Origin of the sequence: Actinomyces bouchesdurhonensis, assembly GCF_900128465.1 — a bacterium.
In the GTDB taxonomy this organism is placed as follows: domain Bacteria; phylum Actinomycetota; class Actinomycetes; order Actinomycetales; family Actinomycetaceae; genus Pauljensenia; species Pauljensenia bouchesdurhonensis.
This window is the reverse complement of the sequence record NZ_LT635868.1, coordinates 71,779-97,689: the sequence shown is the minus strand read 5'-3', so window position 1 is coordinate 97,689 and position 25,911 is coordinate 71,779. Positions and strand designations below refer to the sequence as shown.

Genomic DNA, 25,911 nt, shown 5'->3' with positions numbered 1-25,911 from the left:
CGCGAGTTCTGCCCGGCGCTCAGGACTCGGGTTCGGCCGTGGCGGGCACGAAACTCTGGCGCGCAACCAGCTGAGTCGATAGAAGCACGTGATGCTTGTGCGTGAAGCGCCCCACGATCGAGTCGGACAGCAGCATGAGGGCCGTCTCGGCCAGCTCGGAAGGTTTTATCGCGTAGGAGCTCAGCGGCGGAGCCGTGTACTGGCACACCTCGAGGTTGTCGATGGAGACGACGGCGACCTGATCGGGCACGCGGATCGCTCTCGCAGATAGCGCCTGGAGGACGCCCACGGCGAGGGAGTCTGCGGCGACCAGGATCGCGTCGGGCAGGTCCTCGCCCAGGGACTCAACCAGCTCGTCGACCTGGCGTCGGCCGTTGTCCACAGAGAAGGGACCGGAGGCGCGGACAAGACCCTCGATGGGCATGGCCAGCAGGCGCGCCCACTCGTCAAAGGCGACGGTACGCGGGTCCTGGCCGAACACGTGGCTGCCCATCACGTGCCCGTCGCCACCGATGAACGCGATGCGCTCCCGGCCGCTCTCGCGCAGCGCATAGATCGCTTCAATGACGGTCTGTTGCAGGTCGGGGCGCACGGAGTGGAAGAGCGTGGGAGCGGGATTGATGTCGATGAACACGCCGTGGGGCAGCGCCTCGTGCAGCGCCTCCAGGTTGTCCCGCGTCAGGGGCGCGGGGCCAAGGGACACGAAGCCGGAGTAGTCTTGCCCGGCCTCGACCAGGGCGCGCACGTCCGGGAAGAACGTCAGAGACATCATGTTCTCGGCTGCTCGTTCGCGCAGCGCCTCGCGTACGTCGGAAAAGTAGGAGTCTTGGGGCCCGTTGGACGGGTCGAAGTTTTCGAGCACGGCGATGGTCAGGGGGATGCTGGAGCGGGATGTGCGCAGCGCGTAGCCGAGCTCGTTGGCGACCTGAATCACTCGGTGTCGGGTGGATTCTTTCGCGGTGAAGCTCGGATCGCCCGACAGGACGCGAGACACGGTGGCCTTCGAGAATCCCGTCGCCTTGGCAATGTCGCCTAGATTAACCATGACTCCCTATTCCCAACACCTGATGTTCGACGCGAGACAGTGTAGCCGACCGGCTGGGTCCCCAGGGCAACCAACGCACCGGCTCGCCGCCCGTGTGATGGACGAGGCCGGGGCAAGGTTTGCCCACCCACACTCAGGGACGCGAAGCCTCGTCGTATTCGGCCTTGATGTCCTCATGGTGACGGATGACCTCACGGACCATGAAACCCAGGAACTTCTCCGCGAAATCGGGGTCAAGGCCGGAGGCGGCGGCAAGGGCACGCAAGCGCTCCACTTGGCGAGCTTCGCGGGCGGGGTCGGCGGGAGGAAGGTCCAGGCGCGCCTTGATGTGGCCAACACGCTGAGTACAGCGGAAACGTTCGGCGAGAATGTGCACGAGGGCGGCGTCGATGTTGTCGATCGTTGCGCGCGCCTCCGCCAGCTCGGCGGGAACACCACCTACTGCGCGGTCTGCTGATGCAGCCACCCCGGCCTCGTCACTTCCCAGCATGGGACCCTCCTGGTTCATCGCCACTAACACCAGTCTAGCGGCGAGACTCAGGCACTGCGCTTACCTTCCGAGGAGCGTTCGGGGTACAGCTCGGCCTCGCCCACACCCTCCACCAGGTCGCGGGTGACGACCACGCGCGCGACGTCGTCGCGGCTGGGCAGGTCAAACATGAGGTCGGACAGGGTCTGCTCCATGATCGAGGACAGGCCACGCGCACCGGTCTTGCGCTCGTTCGCGCGCGCGGCGATTGCCAGGAGGGCCTCGTGGGTGAACTCCAGGTCCATGTCGTCAAGCTCAAAGAGGTGCTGGTACTGGCGCACCAGAGAGTTCGACGGTTCAGTGAGGACTCGCACCAGGTCCTCCTCCGTGAGTTCCTTCGTGGAGGTCAGGATGGGCAGACGGCCGATGAACTCGGGAATCATACCGAACTTGTGCAGATCCTCGGCGGACACGGCCTCGTACAAGTCACCCATTTCCGAAGCACTCTTCAGCTCGGAACCAAAGCCTGTGGAGCGACGCCCCAAGCGCGCCTTCACAATGTCCTCGATGCCCGCGAAAGCCCCCGCCGCAATGAACAGAATGCCGGATGTGTCAATTTCCAAGAACTGCTGGTGGGGGTGCTTGCGCCCACCCGTAGGCGGTACTGACGCGACCGTCCCCTCAATAATTTTCAGCAGGGCCTGCTGCACGCCCTCCCCCGACACGTCGCGGGTAATGGAGGCATTCTCAGCCTTGCGGCCAATCTTGTCGATCTCGTCGACGTAAATAATGCCCTTCTCGGCCTTCTTAATGTCCCCATCGGCCTCTTGGATGAGGCGCAGGAGGATATTCTCCACATCCTCGCCAACATACCCGGCCTCCGTGAGGGCGGTCGCATCCACGATAGCAAACGGCACATCGAGGAGGCGGGCCAGGCAACGCGCCAGGTGCGTCTTACCCGTGCCCGTGGGACCCAGGAGAAGAATGTTGGACTTGGTGCCCAGCATGTCCTCGGCGTTGCCCGCCTCGCGCGAGCGCACACGCTTGTAGTGGTTATACACGGCCACGGACAAAGCACGCTTAGCTCGATCCTGGCCGATCACCCACGTGTTCAGGAATTCGTTGATCTCACGAGGCTTAGGCAGGGGTGTCGCCGAGGACGAAGCCTGCTGAGCTCCGAGTTCTTCCTCGATAATCTCGTTACACAACTCGATACACTCGTCGCAGATATACGCACCGGAGCCACCAATAAGCTTACGCACTTGCTTCTGGCTCTTGCCGCAGAAGGAGCACTTGAGCAGTTCCGCGCCATCAGTCAGACGAGCCACGAGACCTCCACTTGGTTGAGCGCTTTCCGTTCGGTCGGAGACGCTTTCGCACTTACTAGAAAATAAACTAATGCACGGAGCGGAAAATTCCACGCAGGCACGCACATCGTTATGAAATGGTCACACATCACCACATTCGATAAACAAACCAATCTTTCGGGGCGAAACCACCTGTCCGAGTCGGCCCACACTCCCCTTTCGTCAGACACCATCGTCTGTTCTATCAGCAACGAGGCCGTGGCACGCACCACACAATTACGCGTGGGACAGCCACGGCCTCGTCCATGATGAACGGGTCACAGAGCCTTACGAGACTCCAACACCTGGTCAATCAGACCGTATTCAGCGGCCTGAGGAGCGGTAAGAATCTTGTCACGCTCAATGTCGCGACGCACCTGCTCCACCGGCTTGCCAGAATGCTCCGAAATAGTGTCTTCAAGCCACGCGCGCATGCGGTCGATCTCGTCCGCGACAATCTGAATGTCCGAGGCCTGCCCTTGCATTCCCTCCATCGCGGGCTGGTGAATGAGGACACGAGCATTCGGCAGAGCCAGACGCTTACCAGGCGAACCAGCAGCCAGCAGCACGGCCGCCGCCGACGCCGCCTGCCCCAGGCACACCGTCTGAATCTGCGGCTTGATGTACTGCATCGTGTCATAGATGGCGGTCAGTGCCGTGAAGGAACCACCAGGCGAGTTGATGTACATGGTGATGAGCGAATCCGGGTCCTGAGACTCAAGAACCAGCAGCTGCGCCATGACGTCGTCGGCGCTCGCGTCATCGACCTGCACACCCAGGAACACGATGCGATCCTCAAACAGCTTCGTGTACGGGTTCTGGCGACGGAAACCGTAGGCCGTGCGCTCCTCGAAGTCGGGCAGCACGTAGCGGGCCTGGGGCATCTGGCGGGCGACCGCCTCAAAGTAGGGCTGGGTGCTCATCAGTTCTCTCCTCGCGTTCCAATCTCCTGCGGGCTGTCGATCACGCGATCGACGAAGCCGTACTCGAGCGCCTCCTGCGCGGTGAACCAGTGGTCGCGATCACCGTCTGCTTCGACCTGCTCGACGGTCTTACCCGTACGAGACGCCGTAATGGCCGCCAATTCCTTCTTCATGCCCAAGATCAGGTCCGCGTTAATGCGAATCTCCGTCGCGGAGCCACCCGCACCACCGAGGGGTTGATGCAGCAAAACCCTGGTGTGAGGTGTGATGTAACGTTTGCCGGGCGCACCCGACGTCAGCAAGAACTGTCCCATCGATGCGGCCAGGCCCATACCCACCGTGACAACATCCGGCTTGATGTACTGCATCGTGTCGTAGATCGCCATACCGGCGGTCACCGAGCCACCGGGGGAATTAATGTACAGGTAGATGTCGCGGTCCGGGTCCTCAGCCGCGAGCAGCAGCAGCTGCGCGCAGATCGCGTTCGCGTTTTCGTCGCGGACCTCGCCGCCCAGCCAAATGATGCGTTCCTTGAGCAGGCGCTGGTAGACCGAGTCCCCCAGTCCCAGCTGCGAGCCTTCGCCGACAGCACCGGTATTCTGCACGCTCACGCGTACCTCCTCGTCTGTTCACGGGCCCAGGCGGCCCCATTGGTGTCAACCGTACCCGCTGCGCGCCCCACGGCGCACGCGCCGTGCCGCTGTTTCGCTGTGGGCACATGCCGCGAGGGGCGAGGCTTAAGCCTCGCCCCTCGCGATCACAGTGGGATGCTCGTCAGCGCGGAAAGTACCGCGCCTCCACTCATTCCTGCTCGTCGGCAGGCTCGGTAACGATCTCCGCGCCGGATTCGGCGCCAGGATCAGCGCCGAAGAACTTGGTGAGGTCAACGTCGGCGCCATTCGTGTCCTTGACGGTGACGACCTTGAGGGCCTCAATGAGAGCCTTGGAGCGACCAAGGTCGGCAACAACGTTGGCCATCTGCTGCGAGGAGGAGAAGAGCTGGTTGATGTCGACCCCGAAGTTCTGCGACATCTGGATCGCGTAGTCGATGAGTTCCTGCTGGGAAACCTGAACGTCGAACTTCTTGGCCAGGGCCTCGGAGAGCAGTTCGGTGCGCATCTCCTTCTCGACTGCTTCGCGGGCCTCCTTCTTGGCCTTGGGCTTAGCATCTTCGCCGACGCGGTGCTCAACCTGGTCATCGACCGCGGACTCGGGCAGGACGATCTCAACCTTGTCGAGGAGGACGTCGATGAGGGCGTCACGCGCGGCGAGGGCCTGCTGGGATTCCTTGGATTCGCCGGCCTGCTTCTTCAAGTCCTCAGTCAGCTCATCGATGGTGTCGAACTCAGATACCATCTGGGCGAAGTCGTCGTCAGCCTTGGGCAGCTCGCGCGCCTTCATGGCCTTCACAGTGATAGTCACCTCGGCTTCTTCGCCTTCGTGGTCGCCGCCCTTGAGGGTGGAAGTGAAGGTGACCTCGTCGCCGACCTTGGTGCCGCGCAGGGCGGTGTCCTGGCCGTCAAGCATGGTGCCGGATCCGATTTCGTAGGAGACGTCGGAGGCGGAGTCAACCTGCTCGCCGTTGATGGTGGCGACCAGGTCGATGGTCGCGAAGTCGCCGGTCTTGGCCTTGCGGTTGATGGTCTTCAGGGTCGCGAAGCGACCGCGCAGGTCGTCGAGCTCCTTCTGGACATCTTCCTCGGTGACCTCGGTGGGCGCGACCTCGACGACGATGGATTCGTCAATCTCAGGCAGTTCAAAGGGAGGAACGACGGCGACTTCGGCGGTGAAGACGAGCTGGCCGCCCTGGGGACCGGTCACGTTCGGGATCTCGGTGACGTCGACCTCTGGCTGGGCCATGGGGCGCAGCTCGTTCTGGTTGACGGCGTCAGAGTAGTGGCCGGGCAGGACCTGGTTAACGACCTGCTCGATGACGGCGGCGCGACCGAAACGCTGATCGATGATGCGCGGAGGCACGTGGCCCTTACGGAAGCCAGGGATGTTGACTTGTCCGGCGATCTCCTTGTACGCCTTGTCCATTTCGGACTTCAGTTCCTCGAAGGGAACTTCAACAGTCAGGCGAACCTTGGTGGGCTCGAGGGTTTCAACGGTGCTCTTCACGTGCGTACGCTCCGTAGTCTACGAATAGGGGAACGCCCATGTCGGGCGCATAACAACCTGGCCAGTTTACGCCACGCTTTGCTTAATGTCTCTCTTCGCCGTAGGCAAATGGGCGTATGGAGCTCCTCACGGGCCTAACGCGTGCGCAATTGCACACCACTGTTGTGTTTGTTTCGTCCGGGACGAGGCCTGGGCGGGCTTAGTGGTCTGCTGTCCTCAGGGGGTCAGGTAGTGGGAGCGGCCGCGCATGACAGCGGCCAGCCGCGCGCGGGGAACGTCGGCGACCTCACGGACTGCGTCGGTGATTGCGGCGTGGATGGTTCGTGCTTCTGCGTCGTCGACGGCTGTGAATCGTGCTGTGATGCGTGGCTGCCTCGCGACAATGGCGATGTCCCAGGATTCGAGCCGTGTCACTGTGCGCGCCGCCTGTTCGACTTCTTCGGGGGCACGCCCGGGCGCGAGGGTCGTGACCGTCAGGATGGTCCGGTAGGACGGCATGACAGCTCTCCTGCTCGCGTTGGCGGGTGCGACAGTGTCGTCGCTGATGGTCGGGGTGACAGGATTTGAACCTGCGACCCTCTGCTCCCAAAGCAGATGCGCTACCAAGCTGCGCTACACCCCGATGGATACGTATGTCCGCTGCCCTATCATACGGGAGGTGATGCTAAATGTCGCGTACGCGGAAAATTACCGCTAGGATCATCCACGTCCCCTTCGGGGGTACGCGGATGTAGCTCAATGGTAGAGCCTCTGCCTTCCAAGCAGATCACGCGGGTTCGATTCCCGTCATCCGCTCCAGAACTGGGAAAGCCCCGGGCCACCGGCCCGGGGCTTTCGCGTTACAGGACACAACGTGTGGATTATGGGTTATAGGACACAACATGTTGCTGGAGGGGTGACTTTTCGTTGTGTTGGTGCGGGAAAATCGGTGTTGCAGGTGGTTGTTCCATCGTGGAAGGGTGGATGCCCCATATGCCTGATGCGTGGTCGAAAGCGCGGCCTGGTGTAGGCGCTCAGGTTCAGGGGCGCAGTTCGCCGAGGCGTGCTAGCTTCCTGCGCTCCTCGCCGCGCACGGGGCCCGCTAATACGCACACGGGCCCGCTAACTCGCACGTGGGCCCGCTAATGCGAGCCTGGGCAGCCCCGCCCACGCTCACATTAGAGGGTTAACGCACCAATTAGAGGGTTAACGTGCGCATCTCAGGGGCTAACGGACGCGCGCCGCGGTGCCTTGCCGGGGCCGAGGCACACCGCCTGCGCTCGACGTGGGGTCTGACGCTTGGGGCGAAGTGTCTCTTCGATGCTGCGTCGACTCACGACTCCGAGACGCGGCTTGTTGCTAACTGGTGTAAGACCCCTAACTAGTGCAGCGCTGCCCGACCAGGTGCAGTTTAACGTCGGTGAGGCGTCGCCGACATTGAAGGGGAATGTCACGGTCGACTAGCCCCACGACGACGCTTGTTGCCGATGAGGTGTAACACCCGATCGGGAAGAACCAACCCCTACTGATCGGGTGAAATCTTCCCGATGGGGCGCATCCTGTCTGAAGACTTGTGGCGCGAGCACACTAGCCCAACGACACCGCCCTCGATGATGCCTGGGACCGAACCGCGACCAACACATTATGACCTTTGACCGGGGCTTGAGCGTTACACCCTCACGCTCAAACGGTTTCGGCGAACGCGGAGGTGTCGATGACGTAGCGGTAGCGCGGCACTGACCCATCATGCGGATCACGAGTTTGCATCGATCAGAACATCGCGTGGCATTTCCCCGTATTTCTTTGGCGTCGCAATCCCATACGCAAGAAGCGGGTTCTCCTGCAGCAAGGGCTCGATTTGCACCCCCAACCAATCATCACAAATTCCTGCATTCTGAACAAAATGATGCATCACCGCCAGGATCTTATAAATCGAACGGTCATCAAACGTCCGATAGTTCTTTTTGATCCTATTTGCAATATTTCGACTCAACGCAGGTGCATCCGACACAGAAATATTCCAAAGCCGGTTGAAGTGCGAACAGCGATTTCGCAAATAAACTAACGATCGAACTTGGGAGGGAAAACTACTTCGCGACATACTAAGCGGGGGTGCAACAATTGAATCTAAAACACCAGATACTCCTGAGGCCTGAATCATACGCGATAGTGTCCCAAAACTAAGAACCTCAACAGCAACCCATATCGGCATCCTGTCGTAGGCCTGAGGAAGATACGATGTTCCAGACTTAATCTCATCACGATAGTGCAGAACGAACTGATCACTACTGCGATCCAGGTCGGACAGTATGCGTTCCTGCACGGGTTCCTCTTTAGAGAAAGACTGGGGTTGACTAAAACCTTCACCATGAGCATAAGAGGCAACAGGAGCAAAGTGCTCCGCGTAATGATACGCAAATCGATTTCGCAGGAAAATTTCACATGAGGCTAGCAACATTGAGCACTCATGACTGAGCAGACGCTCCATCTCATACAGCCGATAGACAGCATTGAAGCTTGTCCCATCAACGAAGGAATCGTCTTGATGATCCGGATCGACCTGCCAATAGCGAAAATAGCCGGATAGGCGATAGTAGTTGACACGAGATAAGATAGCTGCGGCTTCTACCTCATCCTCAATGAGCATGCCACGACGCTTTAGTAGATCAAGCTGTTCACCGTATGTCAGCCGAACTTTACCGACTTCTGAACTCACTTCAGGCTTCCCTGCATAAAATGGCCCCGGCCATTTGTGCATGTGCGTAGTAAGAATTATACCACACCAGAGGCCTGGCCGGGGGTCTGTCAAGACGACAGAATACACGACGCAGCCAGGGAACACAACTAGCATCCATGGTATCTGAAGTGATCTCAAACACTCAATATTTGTCTTAGTGTCGAAGAGTTAGCTGTGAGTAGCATCGTTCACCCAGAGAATCGGAAAGCCCCGGGCCAAGTGGCCCGGGGCTTCCGCGTTACCCCCCTCACGCTCACGCGGTCTCGGGGAACGTGGAGGTGTCAACAACGTAGCGGTAGCGCACCCGCGAAGCGACGACGTTGTCGTAGGCCTCCGTGATCTCCTCACCGGTGATCATCTCAACCTGCGGGATGACGCCGTGCTCTGCGCAGAAGTCCAGCATCTCCTGGGTCTCAGCGATGCCGCCGATCTGGGAACCCGCGAAGGACTTGCCGCCGTTGACGAAGGCACGCAGCGGCAGCGAGACCGGCTCGGTGGGCAGACCCACATCGACGAAGACGCCGTAGGGGCGCAGGGCGGCCATGTAACCGGCGTAGTCGAGGCCGTCCGCGGAGACGGTGCACAGGATGAGGTCGAAGGATCCGCGCAGCGATTCAAGAGTCCCCTCTTCGCTGGTCGCGTAGAAGTGGTCGGCGCCGAAGCGGCGGGCGTCGGCTTCCTTCGAGCAACCGTGGGAGATGACGGAGACCTCCGCGCCCATGGCTTTGGCGATCTGCACGCCCACATGTCCGAGGCCGCCCATGCCGAGGATGGCAACGCGCGAGCCGGGACCCACCTGATAGTGCTTCAGCGGCGAGTAGGTGGTGATACCGGCGCACAGGAGGGGCGCGCAGGCCGAAAAATCCAGTTCGGACGGGATGCGGAGCGCGAAGTCCTCGCGCACGGTGAAGCCGCGCGAGTAGCCGCCGGTCGTCGGGTTACCGTCAGCGTCGGCGCGGTAGGTCCACAGGGTGCCCGGCGTCGACGTGCACCACTGCTCGTAGCCGGATTCGCACATCTCGCAGATACCGCAGGAGCCGACCAGGCAGCCTACGCCCACGCGGTCCCCCACCTTGAACTTGGTGACGCCGGGGCCGACCTTGGCGACGGTGCCGACGAACTCGTGGCCGGGCACGAGCGGGTAGGCCACGGGACCCCACTCGCCTCGGGCGGAGTGGATGTCGGAGTGGCAGATGCCCGCGTAGGCGACATCGAGGTAGATTTCGCCTTCGCTGGGTTCTCGGATGTCGATCTGGAGGGGGTGGAACTGGGTGGTGGCGTCGTCGCAGCCGTAGGCGATCACGCTGGGCATCGCAACTCCGGACTATCGGTCACGAACGTGGTGCTTAAGTTCCGGGTTTAGGTTGGGATTGCGGGCGAAAGTCGCTGTTATTTAGGTTCGGGCGGTTAATCGCGCAGCTTCCTTGACTTTCTGGGGTGATCGTGTAGTGGGTGAGAACACGATCGAATCGTGCTCGGCGTTGCCCGGTGTGCGCTGTGCCGATGAAGAAGAATGGACACACCGCGGCGGGCGCTCAACGGTGGAAATGCACCTCGTGCGCCCTGTCAACCACATGTCCATCAGGGCGTGCGCGCCGACACGAACAAGCCGATGAGCTGGCAGACTTCATCGCGTGGGCGACGTCTCGGCACACCCAAGACGAACAGGAAGGCTCAGCGCGCGCTTTCCGGCGTCGTACCTGTTGGTGCTGGCAGGTGCCGGTACCTCACCCGCCCGTCACCGGGCAGGTCCACGATCAGATCTTCATTGACGGCATGCACCTGTCAGGCGAATGGGTGCTGCTGATCGCCCGAGACCGCGAGCATGTGCTGGAGTGGCAGTGGGCGGCCAACGAATCCGCGCAGGCCTACACGGCCCTACTTGAACGCCTCGCTCCTGCCGATGTGGTCACCACCGACGGTGCTGCAGGCGCCTTGGCGGCTATCGCGCACCTATGGCCCTCCACGCGCGTGCAACGCTGCCTGGTCCACGTTCATCGTGACATCATCCGCGACCTCACCATGCATCCCAGAACCGAACCCGCACGGGCGTTGCTGGCCTTGTCACGACGCTTGACGAGCATCACCAGCGTCGACCAAGCCAGCGCGTGGTTGACGATGCTCCACGACTTTGGGCACACCTTCCGAGAATGGATGTCACAGCGCACCTTCGCCGCTCAAGACCCTGCATGGGCGTCAAAAACCGGTAAAACCTGGTGGTACACGCATGAACGCACGCGCCGCGCCTACCGACGCTTGGCACGACTGGCACGCCAAGGAGTGCTGTTCACCTACCTGACCAACCCCGACGGCACACCAGCCGACCCGCCGGCCTGCGCCACCACCAACCACGTCGAATCCATCAACGCTGTCGTGCGTGAACTCCTCCACGCTCACCGCGGTGCCAGTGCCTACCACCAAGCCGTCATCGCCGAATGGGCTCTCCTCCTGCGCACCCCACAACCCCCGACCCCCACCGAAGTCCTGACCCAATGGGAACACGACGGGCGCCCCACACCCCGCCGGATCCCCACACCCAAACACCCCAACCACACCGATCAGAAACGCCACGGAATCCCGGAAGGAACCCCCACCCCAGAAGAAGGACTCTGGCCACGCAAAGGCTGGGCCGGACGCGCCCACTAGACCCACGACACGCCGTCTAAAGCACCACGTTTGCGCCTATAGCCCGCAACTCCTTCGTCCGATCAATTGGAGATACGTCCAAGATACTCCAACAACAAAAACCCCGACGCACATGCGTCGGGGCAGTGGGGTGGCTGACGGGACTCGAACCCGCGACGTCCTGGACCACAACCAGGTGCTCTACCAACTGAACTACAGCCACCATCGCGTCGCCGTGAAGGCAACGGATAGAGCTTAGCACTACCCGCCCGAGCTTGAAAAATCGAGCACTACCCTCACGGCGGTGGCGTGCGTCACCAGTGAGCGCGAGCGGAGATCGCGTCGGCGAAATTACCGAGCGCGTGGGGGGTGGCGCCCAGGTACAGGTCAGCATCCACAAGGGACACTTCCATGACCAGGAAGGAACCCCTGCCGTCGGGAACGAGATCCACGCGGTTAAATAGGAACTGTTCATCATGGCCCCGGCGGATACGCACATAGTCATGCAAGACACGGCGGATTTCCTCACCCCACTGCCACGCGACGGAGTCAGCGACATCTGCGGTCACCACGGCCTCGTGCATCTCGGGGTTGGTGACGGAGGCGGGGTGCAGGGCGGAGCGCTTCTCGACGGCGTGTGAGACAAGCCCGTTGAAGAACACCAGCGAAATTTCACCGTGCAGGTCGATTTCCTCGACGTAACGCTGGAGCATGACGGAACGCCCCTCGCCGAGCAACCCCTGAACCTGACGCATCGCTGCCTGGCGCTGGCGAATATCCACGGTCGTGTAGCGTCCAATGTCGCGAACGCCGGAAGAGACGGCGGGCTTGACGACGAACTCACCGAATGCGGGAAAACGCGTGTGGATCTGATGTTTTGTCAGCTTCTGTTCGGCTTCGAGCCAGTTGGTGGGAATTGTTGGCAGCCCCAACGCGGACAATTCCTTCAGGTAATGCTTGTCCGTGTTCCAGTTGAGCACGTCAGCGGAATTTTGCACGCGACGCAGTTGCTTCGTCCATTCCAGGAACGCGGGACGATCCTGCGCGTAATCGGATACGGAGCGAACAACGACCATGCCGGCATCGGCCCAATCAACGTCGGGATCATTCCATATCTTGATCTGCGGGTCGCATCCGCGCGACGCCAGCTCGTCAAGCAAGCCCTGCTCGCCGGGGAAGAGATTAGGCATGGACTGACAGGTCACCAGGGTTACTTTAGGGTTGGTCGTCATCTGTTTCCTTTGGGGTCGGTGTTAGGAATTGACGAGGCCGGGGCTTCGTCGCTGGACACACACTGAAGCGGGTCGGCGGGTCCGTTCCTTTAGCGCAGGCCGAGAGGGCGCTGCAACGCTTCGGTGAGGAGCTCACTGAGCAGGTCCGGGTAGGACAGGCCCGCGGCCGCCCACATCTGCGGGTACATCGAGATGGGCGTGAAGCCGGGCATCGTGTTGACTTCGTTGATGATGACGGTGTCGGTGGCCTCGTCGAGGAAGAAGTCGACGCGCGCCAGGCCCTCGCATTCGAGGGCGTCGAAGGCACGCCACGCGGTCTGGCGAATGCGCTCGGAATACTCGGGGGTGACGTCGGCCGGGCAAGACAGGCCTACGACATCGTCCACGTACTTGTGCTCGTAGTCGTAGAACTCGCCCTCGGGGACGACGATCTCGCCCAGGGGCGCGGTGCCGCTGCGCCAGTCGGGGCGCGAGCCCAGCACGCCGCACTCGACCTCGCGGCCCGAGATGGAGGCCTCGACGATGACGCGCGGGTCGTGGTTCGCGGCCTCCTTGATAGCCACGGGTAGGTCCTCGCGGCAGGTCACGCGCGAGATACCCACGGAGGAGCCGGCGCGGCAGGGCTTGACGAACACAGGGAAGCCGAGGCGTTCGATGCGGTCCATGCACGAAGCGGGATCTGTTTCCCATTGACGCGCAGTCACCAGAACCCAGCGGCCCACGTCAATACCAGCGGCCGCCAAAACGGTCTTGGTCAGGTGTTTGTCCATGGAGATTGCCGAGGAGGTGACACCGCAGCCGACGTAGCGCGCCCCAGCCATCTCAAAGAGACCTTGAATGGTGCCGTCCTCGCCATAGGGGCCGTGCAGGAGCGGAAAAACGATGTCGACGTGACCCAGATCCTCCACACCGACGACGCGGGAGTCGCAAGCATCAGGGTCGCCATCGTAGGTGAGTTCAACGAGGTTACCTTCGCCGGGGGTCAAGGCGACGCGGGTGGATCCAGCAGTAATCGACTGTCCTTTCCCATCCTTGAATGTCAGGGCAGACGGATCGTCGGCAACACGCACCCATTGGCCATCGCGCGTAATTCCCAAGGGGATCACATCCCACTTGGTGCGGTCGATGGCGGTGAGGATACCGGCGGCAGTCGCACAGGAGATTTCGTGCTCTGAGGAGCGTCCACCGAACACAATGAGGACGCGGGGGCGTAAAGGTGCAGTCATGAGTCTAAGCCTACCGCGCGTCATGCTTCCCCCGCCCGCGCGTGTGCTTTTTAAACCAGTTCGATCTTCCACCCATCCATCTTCTGCGGGCGTGCAAGCAGCATACGTCCCATGTCCTCGATCGTGGCACGCCCCTCGACGACCTCGACGACGGCACCCGTAATCGGCATATCGACGCCGACAGAGGCAGCCACCTGGAGGATCGGCCCAGCCGACGCGACGCCCTCGACGACACCCGGAGACAGCGCCATGGCCTCGGCCATGCTCATGCCGGATCCCAGCCGATGCCCCAGCGAGAAGTTACGGGACAGACGCGAGGAGCAGGTGGCGACCAGGTCACCGATGCCGGACAGACCGGCGAAGGTCGCAGGGTCCGCTCCGAGCGCCGTACCGAGCCTGGTCATTTCCGCAAGGCCGCGGGTGATGAGCGTCGAACGCGTGTTGAGTCCCAACCCCATACCTTCGGCGGCACCAATAGCAACGGCGATAACGTTCTTCGTGGCACCCGCCATCTCCGTGCCCACGACATCCGTGGAGACGTAGGGCCGGAAATAGGGGTTGTGACACGTCCTGGCAATCTCCTTGGCGAGTTCCACGTCGCCCGATGCGACAACCGTCGCAGTGGGCTGCCGATCAGCGATTTCGCGCGAGAGATTCGGGCCAGACAGGACCGCGATGCGCCTCCCGGGGACGCCGGAAGCGTCGGCAATAATCTCATCCACACGCCGCAACGTCCCCAGCTCGAGGCCCTTGGCTAAAGAAAGCAATACGACCTCGGGAGCCAAATAATCTCGGGCGGACTCCAAGGTTCGACGGACCGCTTTGACCGGCACAGCGACCACCACGAGGGGCTTTCCCTCAACAGCATCGGCAATGTCACTGGTCGCCGAAATACGCTCAGAAAGGGTGATACCCGGCAGATAGGACGGGTTTTCCCGCCCATTAATGAACGAAACAGTGTCGGCGTTGCGCCCCCACATAGTGACTTCCACGCCAGCGTCCGCGAGTACCTGAGCGAACGTCGTTCCCCATGCGCCCGTTCCCAGAACCGCTGCTGTTGTCATACTCATCGAGACCTCCCTGTCAGGCCCAGTCTACTAGGATGGGAAAACCGTCACACCCCAAGGAGGGGCTTTGTCTCACCGTCGTGTCATTCCAGCCGCGGGGTTCACCGCCGCTATCCTCGCACTCGCCGCCTGCACGCCCGCGTCCCCGCAGGTGCAGCCGACCGTACGGCCCGCCCCGGCCTCGTCCATTCAGGTCCCCTCCCCCGCCTCTTCCGAGGATGCCCAATCGAGCACGGCAAACGTGCCGGGTGAAACAGACCTGGACTCAACCAGGCCGATCAACGCGGACAATTGGATGTCCTCGGTATCAATGCTGCCTCCCGTGCGAGCCGAAGACCCCAACAAAGCGCTGGTCCTGACAGCGATCCGGGCAGCCTCCCACGAGGGCTTCACCCGCGTCGTGCTCGAGTTTGACGGCGACGGCTCACCTGGCATTCGTCTGGCCCAGTGGAGCGACCAGGTGCTCGAGCAGGGCCGGGGGCTACCCATCGAAGTCGAAGGGGCGACCGTGCTGGAACTGATCATCGATGGCACACCGATGACGGCAACCTCACCGAAAGGGAACTACCCGAGCGGCGAGCACACGCGCGCGGGCGACCTCGACATCGTCTCGGACGGCACCTTCGAGGACAATACGCACATCGCTATCGGTTCGCCCACGCAGCGCCAGTTCCAGATCGGTTTCCTCACCAATCCAGTGCGTCTAATTGTTGATATTCGACACTAACCTCTGTGCTTGGTGGCTTTCTTCGCCTTCTTGGCTCGCTTGGCCTGCACTTCCTCCCACCAGGGGCCGGCCTGAGTCGCGGGATCCCAGACCTTCTCAGGCACGGGCAGGCCGCGCAGCTTCCCGACGCCCGCGCGCACAGCGTCGCTGATGCGCCGCGTCGCCTCGTTGACAGCATCATGGTCCTCAGACCCGGCAGGACTCATCAGATCAGACAGATCAACAGGTGCGCCGAAATGGTAGGAAACACGGCGGCCCGGGCGCATATCCATGCCCTTGGCATTGTAGGGAGCCATAATGGCCTGCGGCCCCCACTGCGACACGGGGATAACCGCAACACCCGTGTCCAGGGCCAGGCGGGCAGCACCGGACTTGAACTGCATGGGCCACTGGTCAGGGTCACGCGTGAGGGTACCCTCCGGGAAAATGCCGACGACCTCGCCCGCTCTCAGGGCATCACGGGTGGGTGCCAAGACAGCGGCAGGATTCGAATCGCGATTAACGGGAATCAAACCCATGCCCTTGATGATCCACCCGAACACCGGCACCGAAAACATCGACTTTTTCGCCAGAAAACGAACGGCAGTGTCACGCTTCATGAAGTACCAGCACAGGCACAGCGGATCAACGTTCGACAGGTGGTTCGGCACCAGGAGGTAGCCGCCCTGCGCGGGCAGGTTCTCTTCACCGCTCACGGTGAACTTAATCCAGGGCGTCATGATGGGCGTCAAGACACCCTTGGCGAAAGCGTAAAAGCCGGAGACAGCACTCATGGCTCAATTCTAATGGGAGCACCGCCCTCCAACGCAAAACCCCAACACTAGGTTAACGAGCAACCGAATGCAGCTCACACACCTGGCAGGCGACCACGGGAAAACCGACGCCTCACACGAGGACCGACACCACCCCGGGTGCCACATCCACCGTGAAGGGAATCGACGCAACACGGTCCCCATCCGCCATGGCGACCATGCCCTCAGGGGCAGCGAAAGACACCACCCGCGCACTCTCAACCTCGATGGCAGGATGATTCTTCGCGCGTCCGGCAACCACCCGAGCCAGAATCGGTAGGGCCCGCACGACCGACAAGGACCCCACGTGACACACCTCGACAATACCGTCGCTCATGTCTGAAGAATCCACGAGAGTAATGCCCCCACCGAAACACCCCGAGTTCGACACGGACGCAATCCACCCACTCATGTTGCGCTCACGGCCATCAACAGTCGCCACGACGTCAACCGGTTCGTGCGACGCCAATGCAGCAAAAGCCCCGTAGCCGTACGCCAACGGGCCAGACGTCACAGAAGACTCGTTAGCGAGGACGTTCGCACGAGCATCCAAGCCGATCGACACGATACCGAGCGCGAGACGCACCCCCTCACGCGAACGCACCCACATGCCATCCAGGGGACGCACGCGCTCCTCCAGCCCATCGGAACACGACCGAGAGATCCCAACCCCGGCCTCGTCCCCGCGCGACGCATGAACAAAACCCAACTGCGCAAGATCACGAGCGCGAGCGAGAGGATCCGTACCAACGTGAAGGGCGCGGCACAAATCGTTACCACGCCCGCCGGGCATGGGAACAAACAAAGCGCCAGACTCGTGACACCCGCGCGCAACCGCACTCAGGTACCCATCCCCGCCAAGTGCACCAACAATTGAATCGGCACCCACCCCGCCGGCGATCGCGGACGGGTCGTCGCCCGGCGTCGTCAGCCGAACAGCGACCTCCCAGCCGCCCCCGCGCAAGATACGCACGATACGCGGCCCCAAGCGCACACTGCGCCCACCCGCCGACATCGACGACACCAGCAGCAGAATGCTCCGTCGCGCTCCCCGCACACTCATCGTGTCAGTTGTCCACGTAGCTCACGCGCGCATCCAACTGATGGAGCTTGCGCGTGAAATGCTCATAGCCGCGCGAAATCACATCGATACCCGACACGGTGGACGTGCCCGACGCAGCCAGCGCCGCAATCAAATGCGAGAAGCCGCCGCGCAGGTCCGGAACCTCAATATCCGCGCTATGCAGCGGGGTCGGACCCGAAATGACAGCCGAATGGTAGTAGTTCCTCTGACCGAAGCGACAGGGCGTGCCACCCAGGCATTCGCGGTAGACCTGAATGTTCGCGCCCATCTTACGCAGCGCCTCAGTGAAGCCAAAACGATTCTCGTACACGGTCTCGTGCACGATGGACAAACCCTCGGCCTGGGTGAGCGCAACAACAAGAGGCTGCTGCCAGTCAGTCATGAAACCCGGGTGCACCGCCGTCTCCAACGCAATCGAATGAAGCGGCTCACCCGGATGGTAAAAGCGAATACCGTCTGCGTCAATGTCGAAAGCACCACCCACCTTGCGGAATGTGTTCAGGAAGGTCGTCATATCGGGCTGGCGGGCGCCGCGCACATAGATGTCACCATGGGTCGCCAACGCGGCGGAAGCCCACGAGGCGGCCTCGATGCGATCCGGCAGGGCCGTGTGACGGTAACCGGTGAGCTTGTCCACCCCCTCGATACGGATCGTTCGGTCCGTGTCCACTGAAATAATCGCGCCCATCTTCTGCAAGACGTTAATGAGGTCGAGAATCTCGGGTTCAATGGCCGCGCCCTTCAGGGTCGTGATGCCCTCGTTGCGAACAGCCGTCAGCAGGGTCTGCTCGGTGGCACCGACGGAAGGGAAGGGTAGCTCAATGATCGCGCCACGAAGACCGGAGGCAGGGCGCTTGATGTGCACGCCGTCAGGCTGCTTGTCGATAATCGCGCCGAACTTGCGCAGCGTATCGAGGTGGAAGTCGATGGGACGACCGCCGATGGCACAGCCACCCAGTTCAGGAATGAACGCCTCGCCCAGCTGGTGCAGGAGCGGACCACAAAAGAGAATCGGGATGCGCGAAGCACCAGCGAGCGTGTCGATGTCGGAACGAGAGGCAACCTTCACGTTGGATGTATCCATGCGCAGCGTGCCGCGGTCCTGATCGAAATCGATCGCCACGCCGTGCAGGCTCAGCAGGTCAGAAACCACGTCTGTGTCGCGAATGAGCGGCACGTTGTACAGCTCGGAGGGGGTGTCGGCCAGCAGCGAGGCAACCATCGCTTTGGGCACGAAGTTCTTGGCACCGCGCACGGTGATCTCGCCGCGGAGGGGATGGCCGCCTTCGACCTGAAGGATGGATGACATGAGTGCTCCTCACTATGACGTAACTGGCCCCTACTCTAGCTAGGTAGGGGCCAGTGTGCGAGGTGCGTTCAGTCGCGAGCGGATACCACCTCTTGCTTTGGTAAAAATTTCGCTGGAAGCGTGCGTGGTTTGAAGGCGGGGCGTGCGGCTTCGTAGTCCTCGATTTCCTTTTCGTGGCGCAGAGTCAAGGCGATGTCGTCGAGGCCCTCCATGAGGGTCCAGCGCACGTAGTCGTCGATCTGGAAGGTGCCGGACAGTGCGCCGGCGCGCCAGGTTTTATCCTCGAGGGACACGGTGACTTCGGTGCCTGGCTCGGCCTCGAGGAGCTTCCACAACGACTCGCAGTCCTCCTGGGAGATGATGCCGGTGACCAGGCCCTGCTTGCCGGAGTTCCCGCGGAAAATGTCGGCGAATTTGGGGGCCAGAACGACGCGGAATCCGTAGTCTTTGAGTGCCCACACGGCGTGCTCACGGGAGGAGCCGGTGCCGAAGTCAGGGCCGGCGACCAGGACGGAGCCGTTCTTGTAGGCGTCCTGGTTGAGGACGAAGTCGGGGTCGTTTCTCCACGCGGCGAAGAGGGCATCCTCGAAGCCGGTGCGGGTCACGCGCTTCAAGTAGACGGCGGGGATGATCTGGTCGGTGTCGACGTTGGAGCGGCGCAGCGGGACGCCGACGCCGGTGTGTGTAATGAACTTTTCCATGGTGCGTCAGTCTTTTCTTCCGTGGGGGACGAGGCCGGGGCCCTCCCCGCTGTCGGGTGGCGGGAGGTCGGGCCTCAGAGGTCGGCCGGGGAGGACAAGGTGCCTCGCACGGCGGTGGCGGCTGCAACGAGCGGGGACACCAGGTGCGTGCGGCTGCCTTTGCCCTGGCGGCCTTCAAAGTTGCGGTTCGAGGTGGAGGCGGAGCGGTCCCCCGCGTTCATCGTGTCGGGGTTCATACCCAGGCACATGGAGCAGCCGGCGTTTCGCCATTCGGCGCCGAAGTCAGTGAAGATGGTGTCGAGGCCCTCGGCCTCGGCCTGGAGGCGCACGCGGGCGGAGCCGGGAACAACCATGACGCGCACGCCCTCGGCCTTGTGCCGGCCCTTGACGACGGCGGCGGCGGCGCGCAGGTCTTCGATGCGACCGTTCGTGCAGCTGCCGATGAACACAGTGTTGACGGCGATTTCGCGCATCGGGGTGCGGGCCTTAAGGTCCATGTATTCCAGGGCACGCTCGGCTGCTGCGCGGGCGGTTTCGTCGGTGAAGTCCTCGGGGGCGGGGACGGTTGCGGACAGGGGCACGCCCTGACCGGGGTTGGTGCCCCAGGTCACGAAGGGTTCGATGTCGGCGGCCTCGAGGACGACCTCAGCGTCGAAAACGGCGTCCTCGTCGGAGGCCAGGGAGGACCAGTATTTGACGGCTCGGTCCCAGTCCTCGCCCTCGGGAGCGTGAGGACGTCCCTTGATGTAGTCGAAGGTCGTCTGATCGGGCGCGATCATACCGGCGCGGGCACCTGCCTCGATCGACATGTTGCAGATGGTCATGCGCCCCTCCATGGAGAGTTCACGGATCGCTTGGCCACGGTATTCCAGGACGTAGCCCTGACCGCCGCCGGTACCGATCTTCGCGATGACGGCGAGAATGATGTCCTTCGCACTTGACCCCGCGGGAAGGGAGCCGTTGACGGTGATTGCCATTGTCTTGAAGGGGGCCATGGGCAGGGTCTGGGTGGCCAGCACGTGCTCGACCTGGCTGGTACCAATGCCGAAGGCGAGCGCGCCAAACGCGCCATGCGTAGAGGTGTGGGAGTCACCGCACACGATCGTCATGCCGGGCTGGGTGAGGCCCAGCTGCGGGCCGACGACGTGGACGATGCCTTGGTCAGCGTCGCCCAGGGAGTGCAGGCGGATGCCGAACTCCTGCGCGTTCTTGCGCAGGGTGTCGATCTGGGTACGGCTCGTGATGTCGGCGATAGGCTGGTCGATGTTGACAGTGGGCGTGTTGTGGTCCTCGGTGGCGATCGTCAGATCGGGACGACGAACTTTGCGACCAGCCAGGCGTAGGCCCTCGAATGCCTGGGGACTCGTGACCTCGTGCACCAGGTGGAGGTCGATGTACAGCAGGTCGGGGGCGCCGTTCTCGCCCTTGGAAACGATGTGGTCGCGCCACACCTTTTCAGCCATCGTTCCACTCATTGGTCCTCCTCTGGTCTCCGCTTTGGAGACGCGGTGTCAGTCATGCGTTATTCCCTAATGGAAACGCCTTGACCGCCTGACAACCGTTCCGATCTCACCTCTCGGACGCTCCTTTGATGCGTTTCACTATCCGGCAGTTTGCCATCTCAATAAATGAGATATTAAATAGTTGTATGGAAGAGCAAACATCCAGTGGCGTCGGAGTCCTCGACAAGGCTGCGCTGGTCCTCAGCGCTCTGGAAGCCGGACCCGCGACGCTCGCACAACTCGTGACCAGCACTGGGCTTGCACGCCCAACCGCCCACCGCCTAGCCGTTGCCCTCGAATATCACCGCATGGTTGCCCGCGACATGCAGGGACGTTTCATCCTGGGCCCCCGCCTGCAGGAACTCTCCTCCGCCGCCGGAGAGGACCGCCTCCTCCAAGCCTCTATGCCTGTCCTTCAAGCGCTACGCGACCACACGAAGGAATCCTCCCAGCTCTTCCGCCGCCAAGGAGACTACCGCGTGTGCGTCGCAGCCTCCGAACGCGAGATGGGCCTACGCGATTCCATCCCCGTGGGTGCCACGCTGTCGATGAGCGCAGGATCCGCCGCCCAGGTGTTGCTGGCCTGGGAGGAACCCGACCGCCTTCACCGTGGTCTGTACGGCGCATCCTTCAACGCGACCATGCTGTCCGAGGTGCGTCGCCGCGGCTGGGCACAGTCCGTGGGCGAACGCGAACCGGGCGTCGCCTCCGTCTCTGCACCCGTGCGCGGACCCTCAGGCCGCGTCCTGGCAGCCCTGTCCATCTCAGGACCCATTGAGCGCATGGGCCGCCAGCCAGGACGCCAGCACGGCCCATCCGTGATGGCAGCAGCTAACCGTCTCTCAGAGTTTCTCGCGACCGTCGAGGACGCCGCTGACCTCTAAAATTTAAGGCTACGGACAAGCGAGCGGGCCGGGACGATTCAATCGTCCCGGCCCGCTCACATTGTGTCGCTCACCCGTCAGGGAATCCAACGTCCATTCGCGTCGAAGGAGTAGGGGGTGCCCCCCACGACCACGCGTCCGGTAGCCATCGCACCTGACTGATAGCAGAAGAACCAACTGTCGCCGTCCTTGACCCAACCAGTGGCCATCTCGCCGCTACCGTTCAGGAAGTACCAGGTTCCTCCCAGGTTCACCCAACCGGTGGCCATCGCGCCACTGCCACTCAGGTAGTACCAGGCGGAACCCAGGTACTGCCAGCCGGTAACCATCGCACCGCTGCCGCTCAAGTAGTACCAGGTGCCATCATCGTTGAGCCAACCGATTACCATGGACCCCGAGTCCTGATCCAGGTAGTACCAGGAGCCGCCGGTAGCGGTCCACCCTCTCGCCATCGCACCCGATGGAGCGTAGTAGCGCCACACGCCGTCTTCCTTGTCCCACCCGGTCTTCATCCAGCCGTCCGAGTCAAAAGCGTAGGTCTCACCGTTCAATTCGATGCGCTCATTCGCCGGGAAAGTGCCATCCGGGTAGCTCAGCCACCAACGCCCGTCCGCAGCGTGAACCCAGGTTCCGTCACTCGCAATGGGACCGGGTCCGACACGGTCCCCCGCCGCCTGCGTGAATACGGCGACGGTACGTGCCGGAACCTCGACGACACCCGTCTTACCGTTAAAGGAAGCACCCTTGACGATCTCGTCAGCACCCGTGGCCTGGGCCTCGTGGAGCGTGAACACACGACCTGCGAGGCCATCGACGCGCTGCTTGAGTGGCTTGTCCGTCGCATTGAACACGACGAGAGCACCATCAAGAGCAGGATCGACGTCGTTCGCGTCACCGGCCTGGTCATCAATGAGCATGATGATCGTCCCGTCGACAGCTGCCTCGCCCGAGTTCGGGAATGTCACCTTCTGGTTGATGAGCTCGGGAGTTCCCAACGTGAACAGGCGCGTCGAGGATCGCACACGCAGGAAGTCCATCGCGATTTCCGACGAGGTGTCAATATCCTCCGGAGTCGGCTTGAGAGCCGGATTCTCCAACAGCGGGCGCATGTGATCCCACGCGGCGCCATTCTTTGATTTAACGGGCAGGCCACGACCGAAACCGTTGTCTTTCATCGTCCAATCGATCGCGTTGAAGTGGTCACCCGAGTTAAAGGAATCGCGGTCCAAAGACTTCGAACGCAGCATCTCAGTGCCGGATGCCCAGAACGCGGGTGACTGCGACAAAGTGACGGATGCCTGACTCATCAACGACATGCGCACACGGTTTTCCATCGGAGCGCTGGCCGGCATCTTGTAGGTCACCAGGTCGAAGAGCGTCTCATTGTCGTGGGCATCCACGTAGTTGACGTTTTCAACCGGGCTGGATGCGAAGCCGGCGCCTTGCCCGTTGTAGTCGAGCTTCATGCCCGATACCGTCTGACCGTCGTATGTCGTCATCGTGTAGTTCTTCAAGTTTCCGACCAGGCCCAGCTTCACCAGGTCAACCCGGTGGAGATAGTCGGCACGCCGCTCCTGCGCGGGGCGTGTATCGAGTCCATTCTGGTCGGAGAAAGCGCCTGAACCAAATCCCTGGAAGACACGGTGATCGTCGTCGAAGGGGCCGCCACCGTGGACGGCGTCACGCAGACGGTCATTAAACGAGCCGATACCGGTTCCGTCGAGCTGTCCCTGCGTGGCCTGTGTAAACAACGCGTTATTGGCAACTTCACCGAAGTTCCAGCCTTCGCCGTAGATGTACAGGCGTGACCCATCCACGCCGTCCTTCTCCAGAGTCAGCTGCGACAGGGCTTCCTTGGCGCGTTTCATCGCCGCAGCCGGGTGATGGCCCATCAGGTCGAAGCGGAAGCCATCGACGTGGTAGTACTTCGCCCAGTGGATCATCGAGTCGATCATGAGGCGCTCACTCATCGCGTTCTCTGTTGCGACGTTCGAGCAGCACGTCGAGGTTTCGACGCCACCTGAGGCATTCAGGCGCTGGTAGTAGCCGGGGACGACGCGGTCGAGCACCGAGTTCGAATCCTGCCCGGACGCGGGGGTGTGGTTGTAGACCTGGTCAAGGACGACCTGCAGCCCGATATGGTGCAGGCCGCCCACCATGGAGCGGAACTCGCGGATACGCGCACCGCCGTTTTGGTGTGGCGCGGTCGCGTAGGAACCCTCCGGGGCCATCCAGTGCAATGGGTCATAACCCCAGTTGTAGGCGTCTTGGTCGGCGACTTCGGACACTGCAGCTTGCTGTTCTTCGGACGCCGGTCCGGCATCCTTTGGGATGTCGGGCACCTGTTGGTCAGAGCGCTTCTCTGGGATGGTCGCAATGTCGAAGGTGGGCAGCAGGTGCACCGTGTTCATGCCGGCGCGTGCCAGTTCGCTCAGATGACGCATCCCGTTGGACTGGTATTGCGTGAACGCCATGTAGGTGCCGCGCATGTTCTCGGGTACAGACTTGTCATTCGCCGAGAAGTCGCGCACGTGTAGCTCGTAGATAGAGCGCTGCGCGTCGTTGTCGATGACCGGGGCCTTGTTACTCGTCCATCCGTAGGGAGCGATCGATGGGTTGTCCATGTTGACAGCCACAGAGCGCGTGGAATTGACGGTCAGGCCCACAGAGTATGGGTCGGTCACTTGATTGGTTTCGACCTTGCCGGTGGAGGGAACGTAGACGCGTACCTCCCACAGGTATTGGGCGCCTTCCTTAATGGCACCGTCAGCGTTGTCGACGCTCCAGCGGCCACTGTCGTCACGCGTGGCCGGGGTACGTACGGGGTCTTGGGCGATCTCGTCATCGGCGCCGCGCGGGGTGCTGGTATTCCACGACAGCAGGGTCACATCCTTGGCGGTGGGCGCCCACAGCGCGAAGGTCGGGCTTCCTCCCTCGTTCCATCCCACACCGTACGAGGCCTGGGTGGCCTTGGCGGCGTACAGGGAGTCGAGGGCGGGCGCGATCTGCACGCCTGTGAAGGCGTTAATGGCTCCGTTGCTCTTCTGTGCGAGCGCAACCTGCCCGGTGAGTGCCTCACCCGCGCCGGCCTCGTCGAGAGGCGCCTCAAGAGCGATGTAACCGTTCAGGTTCGGGTGAGCTGCGGTGACGTCGGCGGGAAGGTCACCGACGACGCTCAGAGGCGTGGTGTTGCCCCCTGTGACGGAGCCCTCCGCGACAGTAGCGCCGCCCTCGGGGGCGGTCACCAGCTCATAGGTGAGCGCCGCGGAACCATCGAGAACCTGGGCGCGCGTCACGCCTTGGGGCAGCAGCGAGGTGGGCCAGGCCAGCATATTGGCGCTCACCCAGTAGGCGCGCTGCTCACCCGAACCCACGACCGGAACATCGGAAGACGCAATATCAAGCTTGTGGGTCGCCGAGTCATAGGTGAAAGTCACGAGATTGTTCGCTTTCGTTGCAAACTGGTAGTTGGCGCCACCAGCAGCGCCGTCTTGCCCGTAATTCTCGTTCCATGAGCCACCGATGGCAACCTTGAGTTCGTAGGAGCCCTCGGGAAGCGCAGTCGTCGCGTAAGTGTAGGTTCCCCCGCCGACCGGTTCCATGAGCGGAGCCAGGCATTCGGGTTTCCAGTTGTCCGAGCAGCCCAGGGCCTTTTGCATCGAACCGGGCAGAGTCACCATCTGGTCGGTAGCTGTGTTCCACACGCGATGCGTCGCATGGTTGTAGTAGAAGGTGACAGCTGTTTCTTCCTTGAGGGAGTAGGCGATGTTCGCGCCGCCGGGTTCTCCGCCCTGGCCGAAGGACACATCCCACGTTCCTCCTTCTGTGACCTTGTATTCGTAGTCGCCGGCGGGCAGGGTAAATGTGGCTGTGTAGATGCCGGTCGCGTCACGCTTCAGTGCTGCTTTGGCGCATTCGGGCGCCCAGTCGGCATCACAACCCATTACCTTGTTATGGTTACCAGGGATTGTCACCAAGAGGTTATCACCCGATCCGACCCCGCCAGTATCGACCGCCTGAGCAATCGCGTCTTGGTTTGTCGATTCCTGCTCTGGTTCAGCCCAGGCAGTCGGGAGAGCGCCCCCCATCAGCGCGAGCGCGGCGCCCACACCCATAGTTCGCCGTATCAGCGTCCTGTTGTGT

Annotated in this window: 21 protein-coding genes and 3 tRNA genes; 4 read left to right on the top strand and 20 right to left on the bottom strand. The window is 62.0% G+C overall.

Annotation, left to right across the window (positions count from 1 at the left end; translation table 11 throughout):
- Positions 1-19: 19 nt before the first annotated feature.
- The 8 genes from BQ7477_RS05240 to BQ7477_RS05205 form a co-directional block, all read right to left on the bottom strand.
- Positions 20-1,045, bottom strand: coding sequence for a LacI family DNA-binding transcriptional regulator (locus BQ7477_RS05240; RefSeq protein ID WP_073983074.1), 1,026 nt, complete (start codon positions 1,043-1,045; stop codon positions 20-22).
- 133 nt (positions 1,046-1,178) lie between these two features.
- Positions 1,179-1,535: a chorismate mutase gene (locus BQ7477_RS05235; RefSeq protein ID WP_073983073.1), complete on the bottom strand. Its 357-nt coding sequence runs from the start codon at positions 1,533-1,535 to the stop codon at positions 1,179-1,181.
- 47 nt (positions 1,536-1,582) lie between these two features.
- The gene (gene clpX / locus BQ7477_RS05230) at positions 1,583-2,842 is read right to left on the bottom strand and encodes an ATP-dependent Clp protease ATP-binding subunit ClpX (RefSeq protein WP_073983072.1); all 1,260 of its coding nucleotides are present in this window, start codon (positions 2,840-2,842) and stop codon (positions 1,583-1,585) included.
- A gap of 296 nt (positions 2,843-3,138) precedes the next feature.
- Positions 3,139-3,783, bottom strand: a complete 645-nt coding sequence (locus BQ7477_RS05225; protein ID WP_073983071.1) for an ATP-dependent Clp protease proteolytic subunit — start codon at positions 3,781-3,783, stop codon at positions 3,139-3,141.
- Complete coding sequence (locus tag BQ7477_RS05220; protein ID WP_073983070.1) at positions 3,783-4,394, bottom strand: ATP-dependent Clp protease proteolytic subunit; 612 nt, start codon at positions 4,392-4,394, stop codon at positions 3,783-3,785. Before BQ7477_RS05220 ends, BQ7477_RS05225 begins: the two co-directional genes overlap by 1 nt.
- Before the next feature lie 190 nt (positions 4,395-4,584).
- Positions 4,585-5,904: a trigger factor gene (gene tig / locus BQ7477_RS05215; protein WP_073983069.1), complete on the bottom strand. Its 1,320-nt coding sequence runs from the start codon at positions 5,902-5,904 to the stop codon at positions 4,585-4,587.
- A 216-nt stretch (positions 5,905-6,120) separates the two neighbouring features.
- Complete coding sequence (locus tag BQ7477_RS05210) at positions 6,121-6,402, bottom strand: FMN-dependent dehydrogenase (protein WP_073983068.1); 282 nt, start codon at positions 6,400-6,402, stop codon at positions 6,121-6,123.
- A gap of 47 nt (positions 6,403-6,449) precedes the next feature.
- Positions 6,450-6,526: transfer RNA gene (locus tag BQ7477_RS05205), tRNA-Pro, on the bottom strand.
- 102 nt (positions 6,527-6,628) lie between these two features.
- Here BQ7477_RS05205 and BQ7477_RS05200 point away from each other — a divergent pair.
- Positions 6,629-6,702 (top strand) — tRNA-Gly (locus tag BQ7477_RS05200).
- A 934-nt stretch (positions 6,703-7,636) separates the two neighbouring features.
- On the opposite strand, the gene BQ7477_RS05195 is transcribed toward BQ7477_RS05200, so the two are convergent.
- A complete protein-coding gene (locus BQ7477_RS05195; RefSeq protein ID WP_234968699.1) occupies positions 7,637-8,599 on the bottom strand; it encodes an Abi family protein in 963 nt (320 codons plus the stop codon).
- Between the two features lie 274 nt (positions 8,600-8,873).
- Complete coding sequence (locus tag BQ7477_RS05190; protein WP_073983067.1) at positions 8,874-9,932, bottom strand: NAD(P)-dependent alcohol dehydrogenase; 1,059 nt, start codon at positions 9,930-9,932, stop codon at positions 8,874-8,876.
- A 140-nt stretch (positions 9,933-10,072) separates the two neighbouring features.
- On the opposite strand from BQ7477_RS05190, the gene BQ7477_RS05185 reads away from it, so the two are divergent.
- A complete protein-coding gene (locus BQ7477_RS05185) occupies positions 10,073-11,266 on the top strand; it encodes an IS1249 family transposase (protein WP_338072949.1) in 1,194 nt (397 codons plus the stop codon).
- 126 nt (positions 11,267-11,392) lie between these two features.
- On the opposite strand, the gene BQ7477_RS05180 is transcribed toward BQ7477_RS05185, so the two are convergent.
- The 4 genes from BQ7477_RS05180 to BQ7477_RS05165 form a co-directional block, all read right to left on the bottom strand.
- Positions 11,393-11,468 (bottom strand) — tRNA-His (locus BQ7477_RS05180).
- A gap of 91 nt (positions 11,469-11,559) precedes the next feature.
- Positions 11,560-12,477 (bottom strand): ATP-grasp domain-containing protein, encoded by a 918-nt coding sequence (locus BQ7477_RS05175; RefSeq protein WP_073983065.1) that lies wholly within the window; start codon positions 12,475-12,477, stop codon positions 11,560-11,562.
- 89 nt (positions 12,478-12,566) lie between these two features.
- Positions 12,567-13,703 (bottom strand): D-alanine--D-alanine ligase family protein, encoded by a 1,137-nt coding sequence (locus tag BQ7477_RS05170; protein WP_073983064.1) that lies wholly within the window; start codon positions 13,701-13,703, stop codon positions 12,567-12,569.
- Positions 13,704-13,753: 50 nt separating this feature from the next.
- Entirely contained in the window at positions 13,754-14,773 is a 1,020-nt protein-coding gene (locus BQ7477_RS05165; RefSeq protein ID WP_073983063.1) for an NAD(P)H-dependent glycerol-3-phosphate dehydrogenase, read from the bottom strand.
- A 64-nt stretch (positions 14,774-14,837) separates the two neighbouring features.
- Between BQ7477_RS05165 and BQ7477_RS05160 the strand changes: the two genes are divergently transcribed.
- Positions 14,838-15,497 carry an AMIN-like domain-containing (lipo)protein gene (locus BQ7477_RS05160; RefSeq protein ID WP_234968698.1) on the top strand — a complete coding sequence of 220 codons (660 nt, stop codon included), beginning with the start codon at positions 14,838-14,840 and terminating at the stop codon, positions 15,495-15,497.
- Here the strand turns inward: BQ7477_RS05160 and BQ7477_RS05155 are convergent.
- The 5 genes from BQ7477_RS05155 to leuC all read right to left on the bottom strand — a co-directional run bounded on the left by BQ7477_RS05155 (position 15,494) and on the right by leuC (position 20,857).
- On the bottom strand, positions 15,494-16,270 hold the full coding sequence (locus BQ7477_RS05155) for a lysophospholipid acyltransferase family protein (protein WP_073983062.1): 777 nt from the start codon (positions 16,268-16,270) through the stop codon (positions 15,494-15,496). The genes BQ7477_RS05160 and BQ7477_RS05155 overlap by 4 nt on opposite strands.
- Positions 16,271-16,382: 112 nt before the next feature.
- Positions 16,383-17,351 carry a diacylglycerol/lipid kinase family protein gene (locus BQ7477_RS05150; protein WP_073983061.1) on the bottom strand — a complete coding sequence of 323 codons (969 nt, stop codon included), beginning with the start codon at positions 17,349-17,351 and terminating at the stop codon, positions 16,383-16,385.
- A gap of 4 nt (positions 17,352-17,355) precedes the next feature.
- On the bottom strand, positions 17,356-18,681 hold the full coding sequence (murA, locus tag BQ7477_RS05145) for a UDP-N-acetylglucosamine 1-carboxyvinyltransferase (protein ID WP_073983060.1): 1,326 nt from the start codon (positions 18,679-18,681) through the stop codon (positions 17,356-17,358).
- A gap of 68 nt (positions 18,682-18,749) precedes the next feature.
- Entirely contained in the window at positions 18,750-19,382 is a 633-nt protein-coding gene (gene leuD / locus BQ7477_RS05140) for a 3-isopropylmalate dehydratase small subunit (protein ID WP_073983059.1), read from the bottom strand.
- A gap of 74 nt (positions 19,383-19,456) precedes the next feature.
- Positions 19,457-20,857, bottom strand: a complete 1,401-nt coding sequence (gene leuC / locus BQ7477_RS05135) for a 3-isopropylmalate dehydratase large subunit (protein ID WP_073983058.1) — start codon at positions 20,855-20,857, stop codon at positions 19,457-19,459.
- A 173-nt stretch (positions 20,858-21,030) separates the two neighbouring features.
- Between leuC and BQ7477_RS05130 the strand changes: the two genes are divergently transcribed.
- Positions 21,031-21,768: an IclR family transcriptional regulator gene (locus BQ7477_RS05130; protein ID WP_009647526.1), complete on the top strand. Its 738-nt coding sequence runs from the start codon at positions 21,031-21,033 to the stop codon at positions 21,766-21,768.
- Between the two features lie 77 nt (positions 21,769-21,845).
- Here BQ7477_RS05130 and pulA read toward each other — a convergent pair whose 3' ends face one another.
- Positions 21,846-25,883 carry a pullulanase-type alpha-1,6-glucosidase gene (pulA, locus tag BQ7477_RS05125; RefSeq protein ID WP_420884435.1) on the bottom strand — a complete coding sequence of 1,346 codons (4,038 nt, stop codon included), beginning with the start codon at positions 25,881-25,883 and terminating at the stop codon, positions 21,846-21,848.
- Between the last annotated feature and the right edge of the window lie 28 nt (positions 25,884-25,911).